The following is a 24,810-nucleotide window of genomic DNA, read 5'->3' as shown; positions in this document are numbered from 1 at the left end:
GGAATGGCATGAGCGAAGTTGACAAGTTCCTCGACGGCTACGGTAAGGCAGCGCCAGCGGGCGTGAACGCTCCTGCGGCCTCATCTGTGGATGAGCTGATGAAATCGGCCCCCGCGCAGGACAAGGGCATGGGCGGATTCGTAAAGGACGCTGCACTATCGCTCGCCAAGGGCGTAGTGGCCGTGCCCGAGGCAGCGGTGGGTCTGGGCGACATAGTGACGGGCGGGCGGGTCGGCAAGGTCCTCGAAAACGATGAAGGTGACTTAGGGTTCCGGCCCAAGCTGGCCAAGGAATTCCTTGGCGAAATGCACACCGAGAAGTACAAGGAGCAGCAAGCGCAATTCCAGCAGGCGGACGGGATCATCGACAAGACGATGATGGCACTTTCGAACCCGTCGCTGATCGCCAATCCCGTCATTGAATCCCTGCCAGCGATGGGTGCAGGGGGCGCGATGGGGCGTGCTGGCCTGGCTGCGGGAAGGGGCATGGGCGCCATCGCCAACCCGACGACTGCCGCGCAGGCCGCTCGCCAGGCGGGACTGGCCGGTGCCGCTGGCGAGGGTGTGAGCATGGCCGGATCGCAGGCCGAGGCCATCCGCCAGGAGACGCCAGACGGGTTGCTCACGCCCGCGCAGGCGGGCGCTGCAGCCCTGACCGGCGTGATCGGAACCGCAGTTGGCGCCGGCAGTGCGCGCCTTGCGCGCTACCTGGGCATTGGCGACGCAGACACCATGCTTGCGCAGGGAGCGCAGGGCGTGGCCAAACAGTTTGCCGACGACGCCGCTACTGCTGCCGTCAACGCGGTTGCCAAGCCCACCATCAAAAGCATTCCGCGCAAGGTGCTCGAAGGCGCCATCACTGAAGGCTTCCTTGAAGAACTGCCGCAGTCCCTGGCAGAGACCGTGCTGAAGAACCTTGCCCTGGGCAAGCCGTGGCACGAGAAGCTCGATGAAGCTGCCGTGATGGGCGTGCTGACGGGTGGCGCGATGGGAGCCGGGGCCGCTGGCATCCACGGGGTGATAGAGCCGAGCGCGCCGGCCGCCCCCGCGAAGGGGATGGGGGCTGCTGCGAACAGCGATGCTCCTGGCGGGCTCACGCTCGCGCCGATGGGTGGCGACCTCCCCGCCGAGGGCGGCGGCCTGCTGCCGCAGGATGAAGCCAGCGCGCTGACCAGCGTGCAACGGAGCTTTGACCCGCGCGAGCCGAACAGCGCGCCGCCGCTGGCGTTATTGCCCAAGGCGGATGCGGAGGGGCTGACGTTCGACGCACCCCCCGTTCAAACCCCATCCCAGGCGATGGGCCTGGACCCCGAGGCTGGCAGCATGTCGGCCGCCGCTGTGCTGGCCGTGGACAGCGGGGCTGCTGGACAGGTGGCCCAGCTCGCCCAGGAACAAGCACAGGCGGAAATCGAGGCGAAGAGCGGCAAGAAGGCTGCGGATCAGGGAGCGTTGCAGGCGGCGGCTTCCCTGGCCACCCCCATGACCGATGAAGACGGCGTGATCCTCGACGCGCCGAGCACATCGCCAACGGTGTACCCGAGCTACGAGGATGCCCAAGCCTATGTTATGAGCCAGCGCCGCAATGGCGCTACCGTCACCGGCCTGCCTGTGCCCGCCCAGGGCGGCGGCTTCACCTTGGCAATGAAGGGCACGCCTGAATACCAGCAGGGCCTGGAACTGCGCGCGCAGCGCGACCAGGCCAAGCGGCAGGGGGTGGTCAGGCAGGCTACCGTGGAAAGCCCGGTGGCGGCTCAGGCCGCCATGACACCAGCTCCGGTGCAAGCAGGTGCGGAGCAAGCAGCGGGTGGACTGGGCGCTGCATCAGGAAATGATGCCACATCCATGAAGGTGATCGCAGCCAAGCAGATCCCCGACATGACCGATACCGAGCTGCAGCGTGCGGCGGCCCACTACGGCCCGGAGCACAAGCGCACAGCGAAGCTGCAGAAGGAAATCCAACGCCGGGCCGCAGCCGTCAGCGCCCAGGCGGGCAGCAGTGCAGCGCAGGGTCAGCCGCAGGCCGCGTCCGTGCAGCCAACTCGGGCGCCAACAGGGCAAGGGGCCGACGCAGCCAGGCGCATTGATGAGGCCGGCGAGCGCTGGCAGCGCATGACCACAGTAGAGCGCGAGGCGCTGGCCGAACGCTCCGGCGTGAAGCCGATCCTGCGCAAGAACCTGCCGCGCGCCAAGTGGCAAGACCTGAACCTCGACCTAAAGGGCAAGCTGGCCGACCTGATCGCGCCACCGCCCGCTGCCTCGCAGGCCGTGGGCGACGAAAAGCAATTCGCCCCCGAGACCGGCACCCTGGGGGTGCCCCGTGCGGATATGCCCCAAGTGCCCACGGCTTCGCACGGCGGCCTGGTCAAGCACCTGAACGCGCAGGGGATCGCCCACGAAACTACCACCGTCAACGCTGCAGACCTCAAGCCCACCCAGTCGGAATACTCGCCGTCCAAGGTGGAGCAGGCCAAAGGAGCCGCTGGAGGGCGCTCGATCATCGTTTCGAGCGATGGCCACATCATCGACGGCCATCACCAGGCCATGGCCGCCGCCGAGGAAGGAAAGACTGTCAAGGCCATCGTGCTGGATGCGCCCGTGGACCAGGCACTGGACGCGGTGAGGAATTCGCCAAGCGCGGCGCTGCAGCCTGACAGCACGCCGACGCAAGGCGACGAGCGCGGCGCTCCTGCAGTTGAGTCGCGGCCAGATTCCAAGCGGGCGGAAAAACAGTCTGCAGTGGACAAGGAATTCTTGACCGAGGCGCAGGCCAGCGAGGAAGCCGCATTTGCTAAAGCCGCCCGTGAGGCGGGGATGGAGCAAGGCAGGAAGAAATCCGACCGCGATTGGTGGTTGACCAACGGCGCTCACGAGTTCGAACTTTCTTTGGAGTGGACGCCTGCAGGAGCGGTGTACAGCGTTCGACACTACGAAAACGGCCCCACTGTCAACAGCTCCACCAGCGCCAGGCTGGAAATGGCACTTAAGGATCTGGCTGAGTTCCGCGCAGAGGCAAACGCAGCACAGCAGTCCGCCAAAGGAACGCCTACAAAGTCCAAGAAGGCCGCTCCCAGTAAGGAGCGCTTGAAAGCCCAGGCCGATGTGATGGCCGCCCTGGCAGACTTGGGCGACATCTTGGGCAAAGGCACGCGCCTCAACATGATGCCCGAGCAGGAGGCGAAGCTGATGCCGGTGCTGACCCGCCTGCTCGACGCCGCGTTCCGCCTGGGTTACCACAAGTTCAAGGACTCGGCGAAGTTCGCCCTCGACCAGATGCGCCAGCACCTGGGCGATGAGGCGGCCGAGGCCATCACGCTGGACCACCTGCAAGGCGCTTACATCGGCATGGCTGGTGGCAAGAAGGGCGCGGACAGCAAGCGCTCCGTGATCGACATCGAGACGAAGGCCGAAATCGAGCAGCACGAAGCTGTTGCTGTCGACGACGAGCAGGAAGCGGATAATGCCGGCAACGCGCCTAGCGCCGACGCCCCTACAAAGGAACCCAGCAATGCAGATATTGAGCCAAGCGGACATCCAGCGGATCAAGGCCGAGCACCAGAGGTATCTGGACGCCGGGGAAGTGGTGACGATTCCTCTCCACGAGCGGATCTTGGCGACGTGGAAGCGAGACAGCCCTCGGATGTATCTGCGCCTGCGGACGCAGGGCGTTCTGGAAGCGATGGCGTTCGTGTGCCAAGTGAAAATGTGGGAGGAAGTGGTTCGGCTGGAGAAGGCGGGGGTGCCGCCAACGGACGCGCGAGAGCAGGCCGAGCGCGAGCACCTGATGCTGGAGCCGGAAACCGAAGCCGGGTAAAGGCGCCCGAGGAAGTCAGCCCCGCCAATCCAGGCCCCGGCAACTTCCATATCGATAACCCCCTTGAAATCGTCGGCGGCGGCCAGGTGGCCCGCTTCGACAAGAACCAAGCTGCGATTGACCTGCTGAACGCCATCCGCGAAGACTCGCGGCAGGCCACGGTGGAAGAACAGCGCACGCTCGCCGGCTACACCGGCTGGGGTTCGTTCGGGCAAGAGCTGTTCCAGGGCACCTGGGAGAGGCCCATGCCCAAGGAAGGGTGGCAGGCACGCGACAAGTGGCTGCGTGAACACCTGGGCGAGGACGAGTGGAAGTCCGCGCAGCGCTCGATCACCAATGCGCACTACACGGATCCACCGACCGTGATGGCCATGTGGGACATGGCAAAGCGCATGGGCTTCACGGGTGGCCGCGTGCTGGAGCCCAGCATGGGCATCGGCAATTTCTTCGGGATGATGCCGGCCGACATCAAGGCCCGCAGCCGCCTGTCTGGCATTGAGCTGGACAGCCTCACTGGGTCCATGGCGAAGCTGCTCTATCCCGATGCCAACGTGAAGGTGATGGGGTATCAGGAGTCCAAGACGCCAGACGACTTCCATGACGTGGTGATCGGCAATTGGCCCTTCGAGAACACCACGATTGCAGATCGCCGCTACAACAGCCTGAGCCCGTTCCTGCACGACTACTTTTTCTTGAAGGCCGTGGATCAGGTCCGCCCAGGCGGCCTGGTGATCGGCATCACGTCCAACGGGACGATGGACAAGAAGGCAACGCGCATCCGTGCCGCACTCGCAAAGAAGGCCGAGCTGGTCAGCGCCATCCGCCTGCCTTCGGGGGCCTTCCAAGAGTACGCCGGCACGAAGGTGGTCACGGACATCGTGATCCTGCGCAAGCGCGAGCAGCCGCTGTCCCAGGTGCCTGCAGATCCCTGGATCAACTCGGTGGCCTACAAGACGCCGGCAGGCCCTGAGGTGTTCATCAACGAATACTATGTGGCCAACCCTGGCAACGTGATCGGCACCACCGATTTCGGCAGCGGAACCACCCGCATGCAGCCGGGCATGATCGTGCACCGGCCCGAGAACATGGCCGAGAGGCTGAAAGCTGCGGTGGAGCTGGTGCCCGAGCGCGTCTATGCCAAAGCTGAGCGCGCCAAGCACATAAGCTACATCACCAACCACACGGCCGACCGCGAGGGGGCCTTGACCGAGCAGGACGGCCAGTTGATGGTGGTCCGAGGCGAGCATTTGGCCCCGGCCGAGCAAGTGCGCCCGTACAAGGTGAAAAGCGCCGCGATCACGGAACTGCGTGAAAAGCAGCTGCGCGCGTTGATCGACATGCGCGGCAAATATGCCGCCCTGATTGAGGCAGATCGGAGCGGCGCCGACGCTACCGCGAAACGCACGGCGCTACGCGAGGCCTACGAGGCTTTCACAGCCGAGCATGGACCGCTGAACGATAGCTTCGGTCTGAACTACCTTCTGCGCCTTGACGATCCTTTCCGTCCCGCGCTCGCTGCGCTAGACGTGAATGGCCGCCCTTCGGCCATCCTGACCGGCAGCACGATGCGCGGCGCGGCCAAGATGGAGAACCCCAGCGCACAGGATGCCTATGTGCTGGCGCGCAATCGTGCGGTAGAGCCCACCATCGAAGAAATCGCGGCGCTTGCGAAGAAGCCTGTTGATGAAGTGCGGGCGGCGCTGCTGGAATCGGGCGCGGTATTCGAGTCGCCGGCAGGCGCCATCGTCCCCTCCGACATCTACCTGTCGGGCAACGTGCGCGAGAAGTTGCGCCAGGCCCAGGCTGCATTGGACGAAGGCAATACCGCCATGCAGCGCAATGTGGACGAGCTGGGCAAGGTGGTGCCCAAGGACATCCCGTACTTCAACATCGAGAGCCAGCTTGGCGCGACGTGGGTTCCTCCGAAGACCTACGCTGCCTACGTGGCGCACATGCTGAACATGCTGGATGGCGACGCCATCGGCGTGACATTCATCAATGGCCGCTGGAAGGTCAAGCTCCCCGAGGGGGCCAATCGCCGCGCCGAGGCCAGCACTGGATTCGGTACCAGCCACTACCCGTTCTCCAAGTTGGTGAACGCGGCCATGAGCAACCAGACGGTGAAGATCCGCCGCAAGGACAGTGAAGGGAACGAGTTTCTCGACACCGAGGCGACCGACGAGGCCAACGGCAAGATTGCCGACATGCGCGGCAAGTTCGGCGAGTGGCTGTGGTCCGACCCCGAGCGCCGTGTGGCGCAGGAGCGCGAGTACAACGAAGTCCGCAACGCCTACGCCACGCCCAAGTACGACGGCTCTTTCCTGGCTTTCGAGGGCATGGCCCTGAGCCTGGGGCGCGGTCCGTTCAATCTGCGCGAGCACCAGGTCAACGCCATCTGGCGCGCGCTTGTGAATCGCCGCAGCCTCAACGGCCATGAGGTGGGAACGGGCAAAACGTTCACCATGGGCGGCATCGCGGTGGAGTCGCGCCGCTATGGCATCGCCAAAAAGCCCGTGCTGCTGGCCCACAACGCGAACAGCGCGACCGTGGCAGCAGAGATTCAGCAGATGTATCCCGGCGCGAAGGTGCTCTACGTCGACAACCTGAGCCCGGACACCATCGCGGTGAAGATGCGCCAGATTGCCAATGACGACTGGGACACCATCGTGCTGCCCCATTCGCTGATCGACCGCTTGAGCTTCCGTGAAAAAACGCTGATGGCCATGGCGCAGGAAGACATCAGGTCCTTGGAGGAAGAAGCCTACGCGGCGGCCGAGGATGATGGCGTGACCATTACCTCCAAGATGCTCGAAGACGATGAGGAACTGAAAAAGCTCCGGTCCGTCACGGCCAAGGAGCTGGTGAAGGCCCGCAATCGCATCATCGAGACGATCAAAGAGCAGGCCATGCGCTCCAGCAAGGAGGGCGCCATTCCCTTCGAGGAACTGGGCATTGACATGGTGCTGGTGGATGAGGTGCACGAGTTCAAGAAGCCACCCATCAGCACCCGCATGAACATGAAGGGCCTGAACACGCAGACCTCGAACCGCTCGATTGCGCTGCAGTTCATCACCCGCTACATCCGCGCCAACAACAACGGCGGGAATGTCCACACCTTCACCGGCACGCCAATCACGAACACGCTGACGGAAATCTTCCACCAGATGCGCTATGTGATGGAAGACGAGATGAAGGCCGCTGGCGTGGATACCTGGGATGGCTGGTTTGGCTCGTTCGCCAAGGAAGTGCAGGACGTGGAGCTGTCGGCCGCAGGTGAATATGAAGCCGTCACCCGCCTGGCGGGCTTCATCAACGTGCCCGAGCTGCGCCGCATGATCGGCCAGTACATGGACGTGGTTTTCGCCGACGACATGCCGGAAATGCAGCCGCGCCAGGTCAACGGCAAGACCATGGCCTCTGCCGACCTGACCGAAGCCGAGCGCGCCGAGCTGTTGAACGGTCGCACCGAGGGCGCCACTGATCGCCCGTACAAGAAGGTGGTGAACGTCACATCGGACCTGACGGCCGAGCAGAAAACGATTTTTGCCCGTCTGCAGGGGTATGCGCGCCGATGGCGCAGCATGACGGGCAAGGAACGCAAGGAGGCCATGGCTTCGGGCGCGCCTGAGTCGCCGATCATCACCGAGGGGATGGCGAACAAGGCGAGCTTCGATGTCCGCCTGATGCGCGACGATGAGTTTGCGGGCCAGGAGGGCAGCGCGCCGGACGATGCGGGTAGCAAGGCATCGAAGGTGGTCGCCAATGTGATGGATGTGTACCGCAGCAGCGACCAGGCCACCCAGGTAATCTTTGCGGAGCAGGGCTACTCGACCTCGCAAAAGCGCAGCGCTGGTCGAGACGCGTCCGGCAAGAAGATCTATCGGACGGTTCGGACGTTCTCCACCATGCGCGACATCGTAGAGCGCCTGGTGGACCAGGGCATCCCCCGCGAGCAGATCGCGATGGTGGACGGCAGCACCAGCAAGGAAAAGCGCAAGGAAATCGCGGACGCGATGAACGCGCTGCGCATCCGCGTGGTGATCGGATCGACCGACACGCTGGGTGTGGGGGTGAACATGCAGCGCAACCTGCGTGCGATGCACCACATGGACGCGCCCTATATGCCCGGCGAGCTGGAGCAGCGCAATGGGCGCGGCCTGCGCCAGGGCAACCAGTGGAACACCGTGATGGAGTACCGCTACATGACCGACCGCCTCGACGGGCGGCGCTGGCAGATCCTGGCCATCAAGCAGCGGTTTATCACGGCCTTCCTCAAGTCCAACAGCACCACCCGCGTGATCGAGGGCGACGCAGCGGCCGACGAGGACAACGACATCCTGCAGTCCTTCTCCGAGGCCGCGGGCGATCCCCGCATCCTGATCCGCGAGAAGCTGAGCAAGAACGTGGAGGCGCTCAAGCGCGCTGAGCGCCTGCACACCAATGGCGTGGCCGATGCGATCCAGGGCATCCGCCGCCAAAACGACAGCATTGCCTGGGCGAAAAAGCGCCTGGCCGACATGACGGCGGACAACCTGCCAGGCAAGGTGCGCGACCTGCTGCAGGCGCAGGCGAACAACTACCGTGCCACAGTAGGCAAGGCGGTCTACGACAGCCGGGCCGAGGCGGAAGAGGCAATGCAGCAGCACCTGCAGGACAACATCCGCATGGAGGCGTCCAACGTGTTCGTTGGCACCTACGCCGGCCAGCCTGTGATGGCCTGGTGGCCGCCGCTGCAGAGCGCCCCGCACCTGACCATCACCATGGGCAATCAGGAATTCGTGAGCGGTAGCTTGCGCGGCTTGGAGGCGCAGTTGCGGGGCCTGCCTGCGCGCATCGAGAAGGTGCAGCAGGAGATTGCCGGCAAGAGTGGCAGCATCGGCCGCCTGCAGGAGGTTTCTGCCGCGCCGTTCGCCCGCGCCGCCGACCTTGAGCGCGCCAAAAAGCAGTTCGATGCGCTGGTGGCAGACATCGCCGCCAACCCCGTGCCGCCGCCAGCCTGGCTGCGTGCCGGCGCTCCGGTGGAATCTGCGGCCTTCCGCAACGGCAAGGAGTTCTTGGTGACGGGCCACCGCTGGAATGCGGATGGCTGGTTTGTGCTGGCCCAGGACGCCAAGGGCGAAATGGCCATCCCATTCGCCGAAGTGACGGACGCCCAGGGCATGCCGGTGTACGAGCCGCGCGAATTCGAGGCGCCCGAGGTGGTGACCAAGGAGGCCAAGGCGCCCGCCCAGGAGGCCCCGAAGGCAGCGCCTGCCGGCGACGATGCCGTGCAGTTTGCGCGGGCCAAGCTGCCCGCCGATGGTTTCACGCCCGCAGCTCGCCAGCAGGCGGTGCGGGCCGTGGAAAAGACGGCTCACGCCATCCAAGGTGCATGGCACAACGGGCCGCAGGTGATCGTGGCATTCGACATGAATGACCCGGTGGTGCCCGACAGCGCCCGCCGCGCCGACCTCAAGCAGCGCAGCGGTGGGGCCCGTGGCGCCCCCGAGGGCTTCTACTACCAGGGCAAGGTGTACCTGATAGCCTCGCGCCTGAACACCCCCAACGATGCGGCGCGCGTGCTGTTCCATGAGGCCTTGGGCCACCATGGGCTGCGCGGTGCGTTCGGCGGCAAGTTGGCGCCGATCCTGAACCAGATCGCGACCATGCGGAAGAAGGACGTGGACGCCAAGATCCGCGAGTACGGCCTGCGTGGCGTGAATGCGCTCGACCGGCGCGCGGCGGCCGAGGAAGTGTTGGCGGAAATGGCGCAGAACACCCCGGAAATCGGGTTCGTTCGCCGCGCCGTTGCCGCAATCCGCACCTGGCTGCGCGAGACGGTTCCGGGCTTCTCATCCCTGCGGCTGACGGATGACGAAATCATTCGCAGCTACATCCTGCCGGCGCGCCGCTTTGTGGAGCAGGGCGGGCCTGGCGGCGGCCGACGCGATGAGGCGCTGATGTTCAGCATCGCCAGCCAGCCCATGCGGGAAGCCAGCACCTTTGCCCAGGCCAAGGCGGCGGTATCGGAGTTCCAGGGCAAGCCGCTGGTGAACCAGCAGACTGGCTTTGTCTCGCGCGTGTCCCGCAACCAGTTGGACAAGATGCTCAGCAACAAGGCTGTCGCGAAGTCGGTCAGCCCGGCAGCGCACTCCATGGCGGTGGCGAACGTGGATCACCTGTTTCAGTCGGCCATCCTGGGCTGGAGCAAGCCGGACGATCATGGCAACAAGAACTATGTGGCCATCCACCGGTTCTTTGCGCCGATGGAAAGGGATGGGAAGGTGCTGCTGGTGAAGCTGACGGTGAAGGAAACCGCCATTTCGACCGACCCCAATCCGCTGTACACGGTGGAAGCGGTGGAGTTCAATGAGGAATCCCCTGCAGCTCAGTGGGTCGCCGCATCTGCTACCGCCGATGGCGTAAGCCTGACTTCGATCCTCCCTGCAGGGGATGTGCTCAGTTTAGCGGAAAGAATTGAGCGCTTCAACACCAGGGGTGAACCCATGTTCGCCCGATCCAAGGTGGCCGAGCTGACCGCGCACGCCACGGCCGAGCTGAACAAGACTTTCAGCGCCCCAGGCAAACTGAACTGGTGGCACAAAACCATCGGCACCATGTACAACCTGGCCGAGCGCTCGCCCGAGTTCAAGCCGGTATTCGAGGCCGCGCAGGGCTTTGTGGATGACGTGAGCCACTACGCGACCGACGCGGCCGAGCTGGCGCCGCGCCTGCTGCCCAAGCTGGAGGAATGGCGCGATATCACAAAGTCGCCCGTGTCTGCAGCCGACAACAAGGCCGTGGCAAAACCGGTGTTTGAGGGCACGCTGGCCTGGGCGCGCGGTGACGATGGCGAGCCTGTGCGCGTGGCCGACCTCGAAGCCCAGGCCCTGGCCATGACGGTGGACGAGAAGGCGCAGCGCCTGTTGGATCGCGGCGAAATCGACCCCGGCATGCTGCGCGCCTGGCAGGGCATGCCCGCTACCAGCTACGAGAGCGCCATCAATACGCGTTACCAGTCGCGCATCCTCGCGGCAGGCGTTATCTGGTCGGATGCCGAGCTGCGTGACCTGTTCAACCTCACGGATGGCCAGATCGCTCTGTACAAGGAATTCCGCGCTGCCACGGATCGAAGCCTGGATACGATGGGTCGCGCCGACATGCTTCGCTATGGTGGCGAGGACGTGAAACCGCTGCGCGCCATGGTGATGGACGCGCCCAACATCGCCGACGCCGAGCGACTGCTGCGCCGCCACCTGACTGACCTGGCCAAAGAGAAGCCGGACCGTGCAGAGCAGATCGCCGCGCTGCTGACCGGCATCGAGGACCGGGCCGCCAAGGTGGCCGAGCTGCAGGGCAAGGGCTACGCCCCTCTGTCGCGCTTTGGCAAGTACACCGTGGATGTCTTGGTCAACGGCGAGCGGCAGTATTTCAGCCTGTTCGAGACTGCGGCCGAGGCCAACGACATGGCCGCCAAGATGCGCACGGAGTTCGGCGATGCCAGCGTAACGCAGGGGACGATTTCGGACGAGGCGTTTAAGTTGTTCGCCGGCATCACCCCCGAATCGCTGGAAATCTTCGGGAACATGCTGGGCCTGGACAGCGAAGGTGACCAGGCGCAGGACAAGGCGTTTCAGGAGTACCTGCGGCTGACCAAGACCAATCGCAGCGCCATGAAGCGGCTGATCCACCGCAAGGGAATCGCCGGCTACAGCGAGGACGTGGGCCGCGTGTTGGCCAGCTTCGTCTACAGCAACTCGCGGCAGACAGCTGCAGGGCTGCACATGGGCGACCTGGGCCAGGCCGTGAGCGAGATCCCCCAGGGCATGGGCGAGCTGAAGGACGCGGCCATGCGTTTGGCCCAGTATGTGAAGAACCCCCAGGAAGAAGCGCAGGCGGTTCGCGGCCTGCTGTTTGCTCAGTACCTGGGCGGCTCTATTGCATCCGCCTTCGTGAACATGAGCCAGCCTGCGGCGGTTACCTTCCCCTGGCTGTCCCAGTTCGGCGGCGCCCGCCAGGCGGCGGCCGAACTGGCACGCGCGGCGAAGAACATCGCCACCAAGGGCTTTGTCTACGACAAGGATCTTGCCGCTTCGCTCAAGGCCGCCGAAGACGATGGCACCGTGAGCCCGCAGGAGGTACACCAGCTCATGGCGCAGGCCAGCGGGCGAGGCTCGCTGCGCTCAGGCGACGGCACCCGCCTGGGCGACGCGCGGGCCGCAGGCCAAAACGCTTTGGCGCGCCTGTCGGTGGCCTGGGGCAAGGTGTTCGGCGCGGCCGAGCAGGTGAACCGCCGTATGACCTTCATCGCCGCCTACCGGGTGGCTGTGGCCCAGGGCATGCCCAATGCGCACGAGTTCGCCAAGCGCGCCGTGACCGAAACGCAATTCCTGTACTCGAAGGCCAACAAGATGCGCTTCGCGCGCGGCGCCATTGGCGGCACGCTGATGACGTTCAAGACCTACTCGGTGGCCTATCTGGAGCTGCTGCACAGGATGTACACGCAGGGCGGCCCCGAGGGCAAGAAGGCAGCACTGCTGGCCCTGGGCATGCTTATGCTCATGGGCGGTGCTGGTGGCCTGCCCTTCATGGAGGATGCAGAGGACGTGGTCGACGCCCTGGCGCAGATGATGGGGTACAACTTCAGTTCCAAGCAGGCGCGCCAGCAACTGCTGGAGGAGATGCTGCCCAAGGGTGTTGCGGACTTCATCGACAAGGGCGTGAGTGGTTTGCCTGGCGCGCCGCTGGACGTGTCGGGGCGCCTGGGTATGGGCAACCTGATCCCCGGCACGGGCGTGCTGTTGGAGAAGGCCAGCCACACCCGCGACGTGATGGAGATTGCCGGCCCCATGGGCGACTTCGCCACCCGCGTGCTGTCTGGCACCCGCAAGGTGTTGACGGGTGATGTGGGGGCGGGGCTGCTGGAGGTGTCGCCGACTGCGATCCGAAACGCGGCCAAGGGCGTGGACATGGCGGCCACCGGCATGTACCGCGATGCCAAGGGCTACAAGGTGCTCGACACGAACACCCTGGAGGCCGCGCTGAAGTCCATCGGCTTCCAGCCGGCGAGCGTGGCGACGGTGCAAGAGGCCAACGGGCGCAACCAGCAGGCGAAGAACTTCTACAACCTGCAGGCGCAGCAGATCCGCGCGAAGTGGGCGGCTGGCGTTTTCGAGAACGACCAGGCCATGGTCAGCGAGGCCCGCCAAGACATCGCGGACTGGAATCGCCGCAACCCCGAGCAGCCGATGCTCATCACCGTCCCATCGGTGATGTCGCGCGTGCGGGAAATGCGCAAGTCGAAGGATCAGCGCATTGTGGATTCAGCGCCAAGGGTGATGAGAAGTTCATTGATAATTCACTAATAAGGCTTGATTAGCATGGTGGCGTGCTGCTCAATTTTATCTTTATTCCATAGAAAAGCCGCCGTCAATGTACCAATCATTCTGCGCGAGCGCTTGGTACAGTGCAGTCTTCCAAGAGTTTAGGTAAAGTTGTTCTTCCCCTTCGGCAACTACAGATAGGTGGTCCTTGACAGCAGTTCGTCCTGACTTAGCCTGGAGTTTCGTCAACGTCCCTCTCAGAGACGCTAGCACGGGAGCAGATTCGATAGCAAATCTAACTTTCAGATCGAAATCCTCGAAATGCTTTACGACACGTTTGCTGAACGGGACATCCCAGTGGGCTGGTGGTACGACTTTATAGTCTATCGACAGGGGAGTAGTCTCTATAACTGAAGCGAAGAGCCATTGGGAACTAGATAGCTCCGGGCTTTCGAAGTATGGATGAATGGTCTGGTTGGCCGCAGTGCGAGCGCGGGCGGTCCCCTTGCCATGGTTGCAATCTTTGCAAGCTGGAATAAGATTTATGGGGACAATAGAAAGCCACGGGTATTCTGATTTTCCCAAATAATGGTCAAGGGTAGTAGCCCTGCCAAAGCCGCAAAAAGGGCATTTGCGATACGGCGCGCTCATGACGAGCGAATCATAGTGTTGGCGCGCGACTTTGGAGTCTGGCACCATATGCTCTGAATAAAGACTCTTTATTTGGGATTTTGTGAGACCGTTATATATGACCTCTTCATTTTTCTGAGTCGTTGGTTGAAGTTGATAAAGAACGTGATTGGATGCGGCGTTTAAGTAATTTGACTCGGCATCCTTGAATTGTTTTCTGGCGCCCGCAAAATCGGCCCTCGTGGAAGCATTCGCTATGCCCGAGATGCAGTCGTCGAAAAGACGCTCGGCTTTCAGTGTCGGCAGAGGTAGGTTTCTCAAAAGTCTTCCTCCTGCTGCGCGGTATTGGCGTGGCTTGATATCATGCCGCGTACAAGCGCCTGCGCTTCAAAGCCCAACTGCCCGTGATATTCGTCTAAAATCTCATTAAAACTTTTGCCTCGTTCGACTGCTTGTCGGAGCATGTCATGAAAGCCCGAGCGGGTTACCTCCAATCCAAAAATCTCTTGTGTGAGGACGCCCACATTTTCCCCGAACGTTTCGATTTGTGGCCTTTCGATCCGAGCTGTAGTTCTAGATCTTTCTATAGTCCATACGCAAGCCTGCGGTACTTCTTGAGCCACAACAGGGGAATGGGTGGCGACTATTGCTACACCATTGCGGTTCGTCAGTAGGTCAGATATGGCCCGGGTAAAAGCAGATAGCAAAGGAGGGTGTAAATGGCTTTCGGGCTCATCCATTAATACCAAAGTTTTTTCATCCACTGTTTCAACTAGTCTGGTCATAGTTAGTAAAACGATTGCATGACCAGAGCTCATCAGCACAAATAGCTTTCTTGCTTTCAGTCTGACATCTTCCGTATTATCAATTTTTGCAAGCGAGGCTAGATCCATATCTGCAAAATTGTCATCCGATTCAAGTCGCTTAATGGCTGCAACCCATCTGGTTTTTTTCGCATCTACGCTAAAGCAAGCAACTAGGCTTTCGATGAAGTCTCTGCACAAATTGTTGTGTGACTTGAGCGTTACGGACTCCACAACAGAAGAGGTTTTCTTCATTCCTACATAGAAGTATGCAACACCATCGTTGCGATTTGGTTTGTCTTCTAGAGGCTTAAACGGATCGAAAGCGCTGAATGAAACTGAGACTACCGAACTAAAAAAGTCGTCGGGAATATCTTCCTCCCCAAAAAATTCATTCGCGTAAAATCTACCCGGCCCTGCGTCGGCAGTTCCCTTTAAAACAATAGCCCGAGTCATGTTGTTAAGCAGTGTTGTTTTTCCCACTCCATTCCTACCAATCAAAATGTGCACATTCGTGGGAGGGGTGGATTCCGGAACAACTTCAAATGACAGCTTTACTTTTGCTGTTGTTGGGCTACCCGGGTCGCGATAGGAGAAATTAAACTCAGTTAGGGGAATTCCTCCGTCTAATACGCGCTTAAATTGCCCGGTAATGCTTGAAAATTTGATGTCGCGGGTTAGGGAGGTGTCAAAAACATCTTCTTTGGAGACTTCGTCAAATAGGTTTGGGTTGTAAACTACATCACGAAGAGCAACTAGTACTAAATTTCCAAATGAATGGCTGAGTTTGTCTCGAATATTTTTGTAGTATTCAACGTCTTGACCTAAGGAAAAATAGCCGTCAGGTAGAGTTTCAGCTGGCAACTCCAAGTGCTCGGAGGTGCGGCCTTTGCCCTGCCCCTTGAAACCTATTTTCAATGAGCCGCACTCTACTAATTCTCCTACTTCATCATAAACAGTGAGCGAGAACATTGTTTTGAAAGAGAAATCATCCCAGTTATCTATGGTCAAGACTAAGAGCGATCTTGGTTTAGGAGTCTTTACTGCCGCGCTTGAGGCAAAGACGATGCGCAATTGGGCTGGCATAAATTTTTTGTGGTGATTGCTACAAGAAGTATCGGCGCAGTCTATCGGCAAAGTTCTAGCGAGGCCAGTTGAAATTGGTCGTGTAGCGGCTGGTCAGTCCAACGCGCACTTGTAGTGTTCGCTAAGTGCCTCCCTTCGAGGAAACATGCGGGGCAATGAACACACGTTTTGCATCCCTATTAGCTCTGCTGGGCATCCACCAGCACTTGAGCGCCGAGCAAAAGAACGACCTGGCCACCGCAGCCTATCAATCTGCGCCAGGTGCCGCTGCCGCCAGCAGCGCGGGCGCAGTGGGCTTGCCACTGAGCGATCTGCTGGTGCTGGCCTCCATCGCATTCGTGGCCTTGCAGGCGGCCTATCTGGTGTGGAAGTGGCGCCGCGATGCCCGGCGCGACCAAGAGCGCCAGGAAGACCGGCGCCGGGGGCGCCCCGTGGAAACGGACCTCGGTTCGCTGGGGGCCGACGAATGACCCTCAAGCTCCCGAGCTTGCCCCGCATTCCCGCTGCAGTGGCGCGCAAAGGTGCCATTCCGGCGGTCCTTTTGGCAGCGCTGACCAGCCCGCTCGCCTACGGCACGCTGGAGCGCCTGGAGGGCAACGTCAAGCAGGTGTATGCCGACCACCTGGCAGGCGGGATTCCCACCTACTGCGCCGGCCGCACGGACCCTCCGGAGGTCATTGGCACCAAGCTGACCGATGACCAGTGCAGGGAGGTGAACAAGGTCACGTTGCTGGAGTACGGCTACGCCGTCCTTGGCTGCGTGAACTGGGACTACCTCACGGCGACGCGCCTCATTGGCTTGACCATGTTTGCGGTCAACGTGGGCAAGGCCGCAGCGTGCGGCTCCCAGCCCTTTCAGCAGATCAACGCCGGTCGAATTGAGCAGGGCTGCAACCTGCTGGCGCTCCGGTACGACGGTACCCCCAACTGGTCCTACGCGGGGGGCGTCTTCTATCAGGGCCTCCAGAACCGCAGGCAGGCCGAACGCAAGCTATGCCGGGAGGACTTGCAGTGATTGTTGAAACCATTCTGGGCATGGTCTTCATGACCGCTCCTGCGACCGCTGAGCCTGTGGAGTACCAGGCCACGGCCTTCACACTGCCGGGCGTCAGCCTGGCCTTCCGTGGATGGGACGGCTGGGTGCAACCGCATCTGTGCTTTGACCGCTGCAAGACGACACCTGGCCAGGCCACCCAGCTACTGCGCGGCGAGCTGTCCGAAGCCGATATGGCGGATCTGCAGCTCACGATTTGGCGCAAGGATGGCGACCGCTGGGTCCAGGTTGTGCATTGCAACCGCTGGTTTGACGGCCGCCCGATTTGCGGGAAATGGCAGTGATGTACACGCACGCCATTGCGCTGATCGTCGGCGCGGCCATCGCTGCCACGGGCGCCTGGCAGGTGCAGGAGTGGCGCATGGGCGGTCAGCTTTCGACGCTCAAGGCTGATCACGCAACGAGCCTGGCGCAGGTCATGGCCGCATCCACTAAGGCTGAGCGCGCCATCACCACCACCTACCAGGGAGCATTGAATGCGTCCATCGCACGCGAAGCGCTTTTGCGCACTGAGCTTGACCACCTGTACCGTGTTTCTGACGGCCTGCGCGAGCAATCCGCCGAAGCCGGCCGCCGCCTTGCCACCGCTCCCCCCGCCGCCGTCCTTGAGTACGCCGCTGCCCTCGGAGCCGTACACGACGACTGCCGCGCGGCATATGCAGACCTGGCATCAAAGGCTACAGGCCACGCAAGTGATGTCCGCACCCATCGCGAAGCCTGGCCTGTGATCCCGGATCCGCCGGATGCCGGCATCAGCGATTGAACTCCTTGTCCATCACCTTTGTAGCCCGCCCTGTGCGGGCTTATTCTTTGGCAAAACCTTCAACCGCAGTCGGAATTTCATGCTCGCAAAAGCGTAGCTGCTGACGCAATCCCAGTGGTCGCCCCGCCTTCGGTCGTGGAAAAGTAACCCACGGGTATCTGAAAACACTGTAAATTCATCCAGTGTTTTTATACGTTTTCAGGATGAGATCCGGCGGCCACCGCGTTGCAGGCACAGACCCAAATCTGCGCAAGCACGTGTACGGCTGGCTGCACTACAGGCGCACGCCAACGGACGACTACGGCAAGCGCTGGGAGGCGCATCTTTTGGACAAGCAAGGGGGCAAGGGCCTGATCTTGCCCCTGTATCGGGCGCGGCTGTCGCAGATCGATGGGGTGTGCCATATCGTCGGCACGGAAGAGGGCGGGCGGACCAATACCAAGGCCAAGCCCAGCCTGTGGAAGCAGTCATGGCTCTGCGCGATTGACCCGTCACATGCGCTGCCGCTGCTGGACAAGGTGTGCCTTGATCCGGGCGACCCCTACAGCCGGGAACTCGACAACCTGATCGAAGACCCCTACGAGCCCTACCGCTATGCGGGATAGCCGGCCCACACTTCTGCGCATGCCGCCACTGCCACGCGCCAAACCGCGCGGCCGGGTCTGGTGGCCATTGGAAGAGGCGTTGCCTTTGCCGGTGGACTGCTACGCCATCGAGGCAGGGGAATTCATCTGGCGAGTGCGTGAACTTTCAACGGGGTGCACCGTGTACCTGGGGCCTGGCCCGGTGCATCTCTTCCAATCTTCCGCCCCATTTTGAAGTCTGCTATGTCCTCGATACTCGAACCCAACGCTGTTCTTCGCACCCCCACTTGGTATGGCGGCCCACCGGATGAAACCCTGCTGTTGTTCACAGCGGGCGAATATCGTGTTGAGCATGCCGGGCAGCGCTCGACCGTGCGCATCATCGCCTCGGGAGCGCTGATCTATGATGGGATTGGCCCGGTCGAGATCTCACCGGCAGACGTGCCGTTTTGATGGAGCCTGGGGGCGGGGATATGGTCCCGCAAAGATGCGGCAGCAGTTCAAAAGCCCTTTTTTATGTGGGCATGAATGTGGGCATGGTCCGATCCCCTCTTGTAAGTCCTTGATTTGTAAGGACATTTGGCGGAGACTGTGAGATTCGAACTCACGGACGGTTGCCCGTCGGCAGTTTTCAAGACTGCTGGTTTAAACCGCTCACCCAAGTCTCCGGGAGGGAAGGCGCGTATTCTAGACCACGGAAATAACCGGCCGGGCCGGTCGGCGTGCTCAGTTCAGGCCCCCGCCTTGGTCAGCATCCCCTTGGTCTCGATGAAGCGCACCACTTCGCTCAGGCCCGCCAGGGTCTTGAGGTTGGTCATCACGAAGGGGCGCAGGCCCTGGGGCGTGGTGCGCATGCGCACGGTGTCCGATTCCATGATGTCCAAATTGGCGCCCACGTGCGGGGCCAGGTCGGTCTTGTTGATGATGAACAAATCGCTCTTGGTGATGCCGGGGCCGCCCTTGCGCGGGATTTTTTCGCCCGCGGCCACGTCGATCACGTAGATGGTCAGGTCCGACAGCTCGGGGCTGAAGGTGGCGGCCAGGTTGTCGCCGCCGCTTTCGACAAACACCACGTCGGCATTCGGGAACTGGCCCAGCATGCGGTCGATGGCTTCGAGGTTGATCGATGCGTCTTCGCGGATGGCCGTGTGTGGGCAGCCGCCGGTCTCCACGCCCAGGATGCGCTCGGCCGGCAGGGCGCCGCTCACCGTCAAGAGGCGCTGGTCTTCCTTGGTGTAGATGTCGTTGGTGATGGCGATCAGGTCGTAGTCGTCGCGCATGGCCTTGCACAGCATTTCGAGCAGGGTGGTCTTGCCCGAGCCCACGGGGCCGCCGATGCCCACGCGCAGCGGCGGCAGGTGCTTGGTGCGGTTCGGGACGTGGTGCAGAGGGCTGGTCGTGGTGGTCGTCGTCATGATCTGAAAAGGCGTGAGTATTGGGTTTCGTGCCGGGCCGAGAGAATGGCCAGCATGGGCGAAAAGGCCTGGCGCTCGCCATCGGGCAAGGCCAGTGCATACGTGGCGGCTTCGGGGATGGCCTGGGCGAGCTTGGCCAGGATGCGCTGGCCCGCGCTCTGGCCCAGCGCCATGGACTTGAGCGCGGCCTGCACCATGTTCTCGGCCCAGCCAAAGGCAAAGGCCAGCAGCACGTCGTAGACCGATGCCTCGGTGCCTGACGCGGCCAGTGCAAAGGCCACGGGGTAGGTGGGCGGCAGCGCGGCCAGGGCCTGCACGGCGGGCATGCGCGCCGCATCGCCCTGGTACTGGTTGCGCAGCCAGTCGGCGAGCGAGCGGCCCATCTGCTCGGTCTGCAGGCGCAACTCGCTGGTCTCGCGCGTGTGCAGCACCCAGTCGTTGAGGCTTTTCACATGCGCCATGTCGCCCTGGCGCCAGGCACCCACGGCCTGGGCCACCACGGCCAGGTCGCCGCGCGCCTGGGTGATGTGCAACTGGTCCAGCAGCCAGGCAGCCACGGCGGCCTCGGAGCCGACGCCAGCGCTTTCGATGGCGCTCTCCAGCCCTTCGGAATACGAGAACCCGCCCACGGGCAGCGCGGGCGATGCCAGCCAGATCAGCTGCAGCAGGCTGGCCGCGGGCAGGACCGCCGGGGCCGGGGGCTCGCGCATCATCATGGCTGGCAGTGCCCGGGTGCAGCGCCGTCAGTGCGCATGCGTGTGGCCGTGGTCGCCGTGCCCATGGTCATCGTGCGAATGCCCGTGATCGTGATCGTGATCGTGATCGTGGTCATGGTCGTGGTCGTGGCTGTGGCTGTGGCTGTGGCTGTGGCTGTGGCCGCCATGGGAATGGCCGTGCCCGTGGTCATCGTGGTGGTGCTCGTGGCCATGGTGGTGGCCGTGGCCGCCGCCATGCCCGGCTGCATAGGCGCCGCCTTCGGGCTCGAAGGCCATATCGCGGGCCTGCACGATCAGGTGCATGGCGCGCAGCATGTCGGCCAGCACATGGTCGGGCTCGATCTTCAGGTGATCGGGCTGCAGCTCGATGGGCACGTGCCGGTTGCCCAGGTGGTAGGCGGCGCGCACCAGGTCGAACGGCGTGCCGTGCTGCGGGCAGTGGGTGATGTGCAGCACCGCCTGCGGCGCCGCGAGCACGCGCACCAGCGAGCCGTCTTCGGCCACCAGCACGTCGCCGCCGCGCACCACGGTGCCGCGCGGCAGGAACACGCCCAGCGTGCGGCCGCTGGAGTCGGTGGCCGAGAAGCGGCTTTTCTGGCGCACGTCCCAGTCGAGTTCAACGGTGGCGGCGCGCTTGAGCAACACGGGCGCCAGGCCATGGCCTTGCGCAAGGATTTTTCCAACGGAAATCATGGGTACGAAAACGGTAGATAAGAAAGCGGGCTCAGCGCGTGGTCGGGCGCGAGCCCATGGCCGTGAGCACGCCCAGGCCGATGAAGGAGGTGCCGGCCAGCCGGTTGCCCCACACCGCATGGCGCGTGGCCTGGCCCAGGCGGGGTGCAACCAGGCTGGCGGCCAGCACATAGAACAGGTCGGTGCATGCTGCTATGGCCACAAAGGTGCAGCCCAGCGCCAGGGTCTGCGCCAGCGCGCTGCCCTGTGCGTCCATGAACTGCGGCAGAAAGGCGGCGAAAAACAGGCTGGTCTTGGGGTTGAGCAGGGCCACCACAAAGCCGTCGCGGAACACGCGGGCCAGAGGCTGGCGCGCAGCGGCCGCGCCGCCGTTGCTGGCCTCGGCCGGGCGTGCGAACCACATGCGCAGGCCCAGATAGACCAGGTAGGCAGCACCTGCCCACTTCACCACGGTGAAGGCGGCCGACGACACCGCGAACAGCGCCGCCAGGCCCAAGGCTGCACCAATGGCATTGCCCAGGTTGCCCAGCGCCACGCCCAGCACCGATGCCAGGCCGCAGGCGCGCCCCTGCGCCACCGTGCGTGCCACGATGTAGACGACCGCTGGGCCAGGCGTGAGCGCCAGCACCAGGCTGGCGCCGGCAAAGGCGAGGAGCAAGTGGGTTTCGGGCAGCATGGGGGCTCCTGGTTCAGGCGTCTGTCAGAACAGGAAGTATCGCTGCGCCATGGGCAGCTCGGTGGCGGGCTCGCAGGTGAGCAACTGGCCGTCGGCGCGCACGGTGTAGGTCTGTGCGTCCACCTCCATGCGCGGGGTGTAGCTGTTGTGCACCATGTGCTCCTTGCGCACGCCGCGGATGTTGCGCACCGCGCTGAGCGTCTTGGCCAAGCCAAAGCGCTCGCCAATGCCAGCGTTGAGCCCTGCCTGCGAGACAAAGGTCAGCGAGCCGCGTGCAATGGCGCCGCCGAAGGCACCGAACATGGGCCGGTAGTGCACGGGCTGCGGCGTGGGGATGGAGGCGTTCGGATCGCCCATGGCCGCCATGGCGATGAAGCCGCCCTTGAGGATGAGGGCCGGCTTCACGCCGAAGAAGGCCGGCTTCCAGATTACCAGGTCGGCCCACTTGCCGACTTCGATGGAGCCCACCTCTTGGCTGATGCCGTGCGCGATGGCCGGGTTGATGGTGTACTTGGCCACATAGCGCTTGATGCGCGTGTTGTCGTTGCGTGCGCTGTCGCCGTCCAGCGTGCCGCGCTGGGCCTTCATCTTGTGCGCCGTCTGCCAGGTGCGCAGGATCACCTCGCCCACCCGGCCCATGGCCTGGCTGTCGCTGCTCATCATGCTGATGGCGCCCAGGTCGTGCAGGATGTCTTCGGCCGCAATGGTCTCCTTGCGGATGCGGCTTTCGGCAAAGGCCAGGTCCTCGGCAATGCCGGCATCCAGGTGGTGGCACACCATGAGCATGTCCACATGCTCGTCCAGCGTGTTCACCGTGTAGGGCATGGTGGGGTTGGTGGAAGACGGCAGAAAATTCGCTTCGCCCACCACGCGCAAAATGTCCGGCGCATGGCCGCCGCCCGCACCCTCGGTGTGGAAGGCGCAGATACCGCGCCCGCCCACGGCGGCAATGGTGTTCTCGACAAAGCCCGATTCGTTGAGCGTATCGCTGTGGATGGCGACCTGGGTGTCCGTCTCTTCGGCCACGTCCAGGCAGTTGCTGATGGCCGCGGGCGTGGTGCCCCAGTCCTCGTGCAGCTTCAGGCCAATGGCGCCGGCCTCGATCTGCTCGCGCAGCGGCCCCGGCAGGCTGGCATTGCCCTTGCCCAGAAAGCCCAGGTTCATGGGGAAGGCGTCGGCCGCCTGCAGCATGCGCTCCATGTTCCAGCTGCCCGAGGTGCTGGTGGTGGCCAGCGTGCCCGTGGCCGGGCCCGTGCCGCCGCCCAGCATGGTGGTCACGCCCGAGGCCAGGGCCTCTTCGATCTGCTGCGGGCAGATGAAGTGGATATGGCTGTCGATGCCGCCCGCGGTGACGATGTTGCCCTCGCAGCTGATGACCTCGGTGCCCGCACCGATGATGATGTCCACGCCGCTTTGCGTATCGGGGTTGCCGGCCTTGCCGATGGCCACGATGCGCCCACCCTTGAGGCCGATGTCGGCCTTGTAGATGCCCGAGTGGTCGATCACAAGGGCATTGGTCAGCACCGTGTCCACGGCGCCCGCATCGCGCGTGCGCTGGCTCTGCGCCATGCCGTCGCGGATGGTCTTGCCGCCGCCGAACTTGACTTCTTCACCGTAGCCGCCGGCGCGCAGGGTGTAGTCCGCCTCCACCTCGGCGATCAGGCCGGTGTCGGCCAGGCGCACGCGGTCGCCCACGGTGGGGCCGAACATCTCCGCATAGGCGCGTCGTCCAATGGTTGCCATGGTTCAAAACCTTTTGCTGGTGCCCGGCACGGGGCTCGAAGGGATAGCGATGGGGGAAGAAGAAAAAAGGGCAGGGCGCCGCATCACAGCGCGCCCTGCACCAGGCCGCGAAAGCCGTACACCGTGCGGTCGCCCGCATAGTCCACCAGCTCCACGGTGCGCTCCTGCCCGGGCTCGAAGCGCACGGCCGTGCCCGAGGCGATGTTCAGCCGCATGCCGCGCGCGGCCTCGCGGTCGAAGCCCAGCGCGCCATTGGTCTCGGCAAAGTGGTAGTGCGAGCCCACCTGGATGGGCCGGTCGGCCGTATTGCGCACCACCAGCGTCAGCGTGCGGCGCCCGGGGTTCAGGGCATGCTCGCCCGCGTCGATCAACAGTTCGCCTGGGATCATGGTGGAGTTCTCTCAAGAAAGGTGGCTATTGAGGGGCGTTGCACTTTCCATGTCGCTCGCAAAGTGTGTCGCCCGCAGAACTGGCACTGCGTAGGCCAGGGCCGCCGCGCAAGGGCCGCCCCCGCCGCGCTGGCGGCGTCCCCCTTCCAGGGGGAAGGCGCGAAGCGACTCAGGGGGTAGTCCATTTCAGGCGAGCTGCATGAGCATGGCGCCGCCGAGGGCGGCCACGCCGGCACCGGCTGCGCGGGTCACCCATACCGTGCGGTTGCGCAGCGCCCAGCCTGCGGCCAGGCCCGCGCAGTGCAGCAGCACCGTGGCGCACAGCATGCCGGCCAGGGTCTGCCAGGCGCTGTCGCTGCCGGCCAGTTCGTAGCCGTGGGCCAGGCCGTGGAACAGCGCGAACACGCCCACGCCCAGCGCTGCGACGATGCCGGGCACATGCAGGCGCGAGGCCACCAGCAGGCCCGTGGCCAGCAGCGAGGCGGCGATCATGGGCTCCACGGCTGGCACGGCGATGCCCTGCAGGCCCATCACCGCGCCCACCATCAGCAGGCTGGCGAAGCCCACGGGGCCCCAGAGCAGCTCGGGCCCGGCGCGGCGTGCCGACAGGGCGCTCCACAGGCCCACGGCCACCATGGCGGCCAGGTGGTCCAGCCCGAACAGGGGGTGGGTCAAACCGCTGAAGAAATCATGGTGCGTGTGCGCCACGCCATCGGTGTGGGCACTGGCGGCCGCGGCCAGCGTGGCCAGGGCGAGGAAGGCAAGGGTGCGGGATGCGCGCATGGATGGGGTCTCCAGGAAGAAAATTCAGACGATGGGTTGGTGCACGGTCACGAGCTTGGTGCCGTCCGGGAAGGTGGCTTCGACCTGGATGTCGGGGATCATCTCGGGGATGCCCTCCATCACATCGGCGCGCGTGAGCACGGTGCGCCCCTCGCTCATGAGCTGGGCCACGGTCTTGCCGTCGCGCGCACCTTCCATCACGGCGGCGCTGATCAGGGCCATGGCCTCGGGGTAGTTGAGTTTCAGGCCCCGGGCCTTGCGGCGCTCGGCCAGCAGGGCCGCCGTGAAGATCAGCAGCTTGTCTTTTTCGCGGGGGGTGAGTTCCATGGTCTTGGCGGTGGGGTGATCGGGGAGGGCGGCCCG

At 63.5% G+C, this 24,810-nt stretch carries 17 protein-coding genes and 1 tRNA gene; 7 read left to right on the top strand and 11 right to left on the bottom strand.

The genetic code is table 11. The features are described from left to right. Positions 1–8 precede the first annotated feature (8 nt). Positions 9–13,154: a PLxRFG domain-containing protein gene (locus tag HNP48_RS11115; protein ID WP_184856969.1), complete on the top strand. Its 13,146-nt coding sequence runs from the start codon at positions 9–11 to the stop codon at positions 13,152–13,154. A gap of 42 nt (positions 13,155–13,196) precedes the next feature. Here the strand turns inward: HNP48_RS11115 and HNP48_RS11110 are convergent, their stop codons facing one another. Both HNP48_RS11110 and HNP48_RS11105 read right to left on the bottom strand, forming a co-directional pair. Then, the gene (locus tag HNP48_RS11110; RefSeq protein WP_184856968.1) at positions 13,197–14,063 is read right to left on the bottom strand and encodes an HNH endonuclease; all 867 of its coding nucleotides are present in this window, start codon (positions 14,061–14,063) and stop codon (positions 13,197–13,199) included. Then, complete coding sequence (locus HNP48_RS11105) at positions 14,060–15,631, bottom strand: AAA family ATPase (protein ID WP_184856967.1); 1,572 nt, start codon at positions 15,629–15,631, stop codon at positions 14,060–14,062. Before HNP48_RS11105 ends, HNP48_RS11110 begins: the two co-directional genes overlap by 4 nt. Positions 15,632–15,786: 155 nt before the next feature. Between HNP48_RS11105 and HNP48_RS11100 the strand changes: the two genes are divergently transcribed. The 6 genes from HNP48_RS11100 to HNP48_RS11075 all read left to right on the top strand — a co-directional run bounded on the left by HNP48_RS11100 (position 15,787) and on the right by HNP48_RS11075 (position 18,485). Next, positions 15,787–16,101, top strand: a complete 315-nt coding sequence (locus HNP48_RS11100) for a hypothetical protein (protein ID WP_184856966.1) — start codon at positions 15,787–15,789, stop codon at positions 16,099–16,101. Beyond that, entirely contained in the window at positions 16,098–16,646 is a 549-nt protein-coding gene (locus tag HNP48_RS11095; protein WP_184856965.1) for a lysozyme, read from the top strand. The genes HNP48_RS11100 and HNP48_RS11095 overlap by 4 nt, the downstream gene beginning before the upstream one ends. Then, entirely contained in the window at positions 16,643–16,969 is a 327-nt protein-coding gene (locus tag HNP48_RS11090) for a hypothetical protein (protein ID WP_184856964.1), read from the top strand. The genes HNP48_RS11095 and HNP48_RS11090 overlap by 4 nt, the downstream gene beginning before the upstream one ends. After that, positions 16,969–17,448: a hypothetical protein gene (locus HNP48_RS11085; protein ID WP_184856963.1), complete on the top strand. Its 480-nt coding sequence runs from the start codon at positions 16,969–16,971 to the stop codon at positions 17,446–17,448. Before HNP48_RS11090 ends, HNP48_RS11085 begins: the two co-directional genes overlap by 1 nt. Before the next feature lie 257 nt (positions 17,449–17,705). Next, positions 17,706–18,053: a hypothetical protein gene (locus tag HNP48_RS11080; RefSeq protein ID WP_184856962.1), complete on the top strand. Its 348-nt coding sequence runs from the start codon at positions 17,706–17,708 to the stop codon at positions 18,051–18,053. Positions 18,054–18,275: 222 nt separating this feature from the next. Further along, complete coding sequence (locus HNP48_RS11075) at positions 18,276–18,485, top strand: hypothetical protein (protein WP_184856961.1); 210 nt, start codon at positions 18,276–18,278, stop codon at positions 18,483–18,485. A gap of 127 nt (positions 18,486–18,612) precedes the next feature. Here the strand turns inward: HNP48_RS11075 and HNP48_RS11070 are convergent. The 9 genes from HNP48_RS11070 to HNP48_RS11030 all read right to left on the bottom strand — a co-directional run bounded on the left by HNP48_RS11070 (position 18,613) and on the right by HNP48_RS11030 (position 24,774). Then, positions 18,613–18,700 (bottom strand) — tRNA-Ser (locus HNP48_RS11070). Positions 18,701–18,763: 63 nt separating this feature from the next. Beyond that, complete coding sequence (ureG, locus tag HNP48_RS11065; protein WP_184856960.1) at positions 18,764–19,447, bottom strand: urease accessory protein UreG; 684 nt, start codon at positions 19,445–19,447, stop codon at positions 18,764–18,766. Next, on the bottom strand, positions 19,444–20,163 hold the full coding sequence (locus HNP48_RS11060) for an urease accessory protein UreF (RefSeq protein ID WP_409362544.1): 720 nt from the start codon (positions 20,161–20,163) through the stop codon (positions 19,444–19,446). The genes ureG and HNP48_RS11060 overlap by 4 nt, the downstream gene beginning before the upstream one ends. A 27-nt stretch (positions 20,164–20,190) precedes the next feature. Then, a complete protein-coding gene (gene ureE / locus HNP48_RS11055; protein WP_184856959.1) occupies positions 20,191–20,856 on the bottom strand; it encodes an urease accessory protein UreE in 666 nt (221 codons plus the stop codon). Positions 20,857–20,887: 31 nt separating this feature from the next. Next, a complete protein-coding gene (locus tag HNP48_RS11050; RefSeq protein WP_184856958.1) occupies positions 20,888–21,532 on the bottom strand; it encodes a LysE family translocator in 645 nt (214 codons plus the stop codon). A 24-nt stretch (positions 21,533–21,556) separates the two neighbouring features. After that, positions 21,557–23,275 (bottom strand): urease subunit alpha, encoded by a 1,719-nt coding sequence (gene ureC / locus HNP48_RS11045; protein ID WP_184856957.1) that lies wholly within the window; start codon positions 23,273–23,275, stop codon positions 21,557–21,559. Between the two features lie 83 nt (positions 23,276–23,358). Continuing rightward, positions 23,359–23,664 carry an urease subunit beta gene (locus tag HNP48_RS11040; RefSeq protein ID WP_184856956.1) on the bottom strand — a complete coding sequence of 102 codons (306 nt, stop codon included), beginning with the start codon at positions 23,662–23,664 and terminating at the stop codon, positions 23,359–23,361. A 186-nt stretch (positions 23,665–23,850) separates the two neighbouring features. Beyond that, positions 23,851–24,447, bottom strand: coding sequence for a HupE/UreJ family protein (locus HNP48_RS11035; RefSeq protein WP_184856955.1), 597 nt, complete (start codon positions 24,445–24,447; stop codon positions 23,851–23,853). Between the two features lie 24 nt (positions 24,448–24,471). Further along, the gene (locus HNP48_RS11030) at positions 24,472–24,774 is read right to left on the bottom strand and encodes an urease subunit gamma (RefSeq protein ID WP_108626693.1); all 303 of its coding nucleotides are present in this window, start codon (positions 24,772–24,774) and stop codon (positions 24,472–24,474) included. Positions 24,775–24,810 lie beyond the last annotated feature (36 nt).

The sequence above is a fragment of the Acidovorax soli genome (assembly GCF_014207955.1).
Classification (GTDB): Bacteria; Pseudomonadota; Gammaproteobacteria; order Burkholderiales; family Burkholderiaceae_C; genus Acidovorax; species Acidovorax soli_A.
Note: the sequence above shows the minus strand (reverse complement) of the source record. Positions and strands in the feature narration are given on the sequence as shown.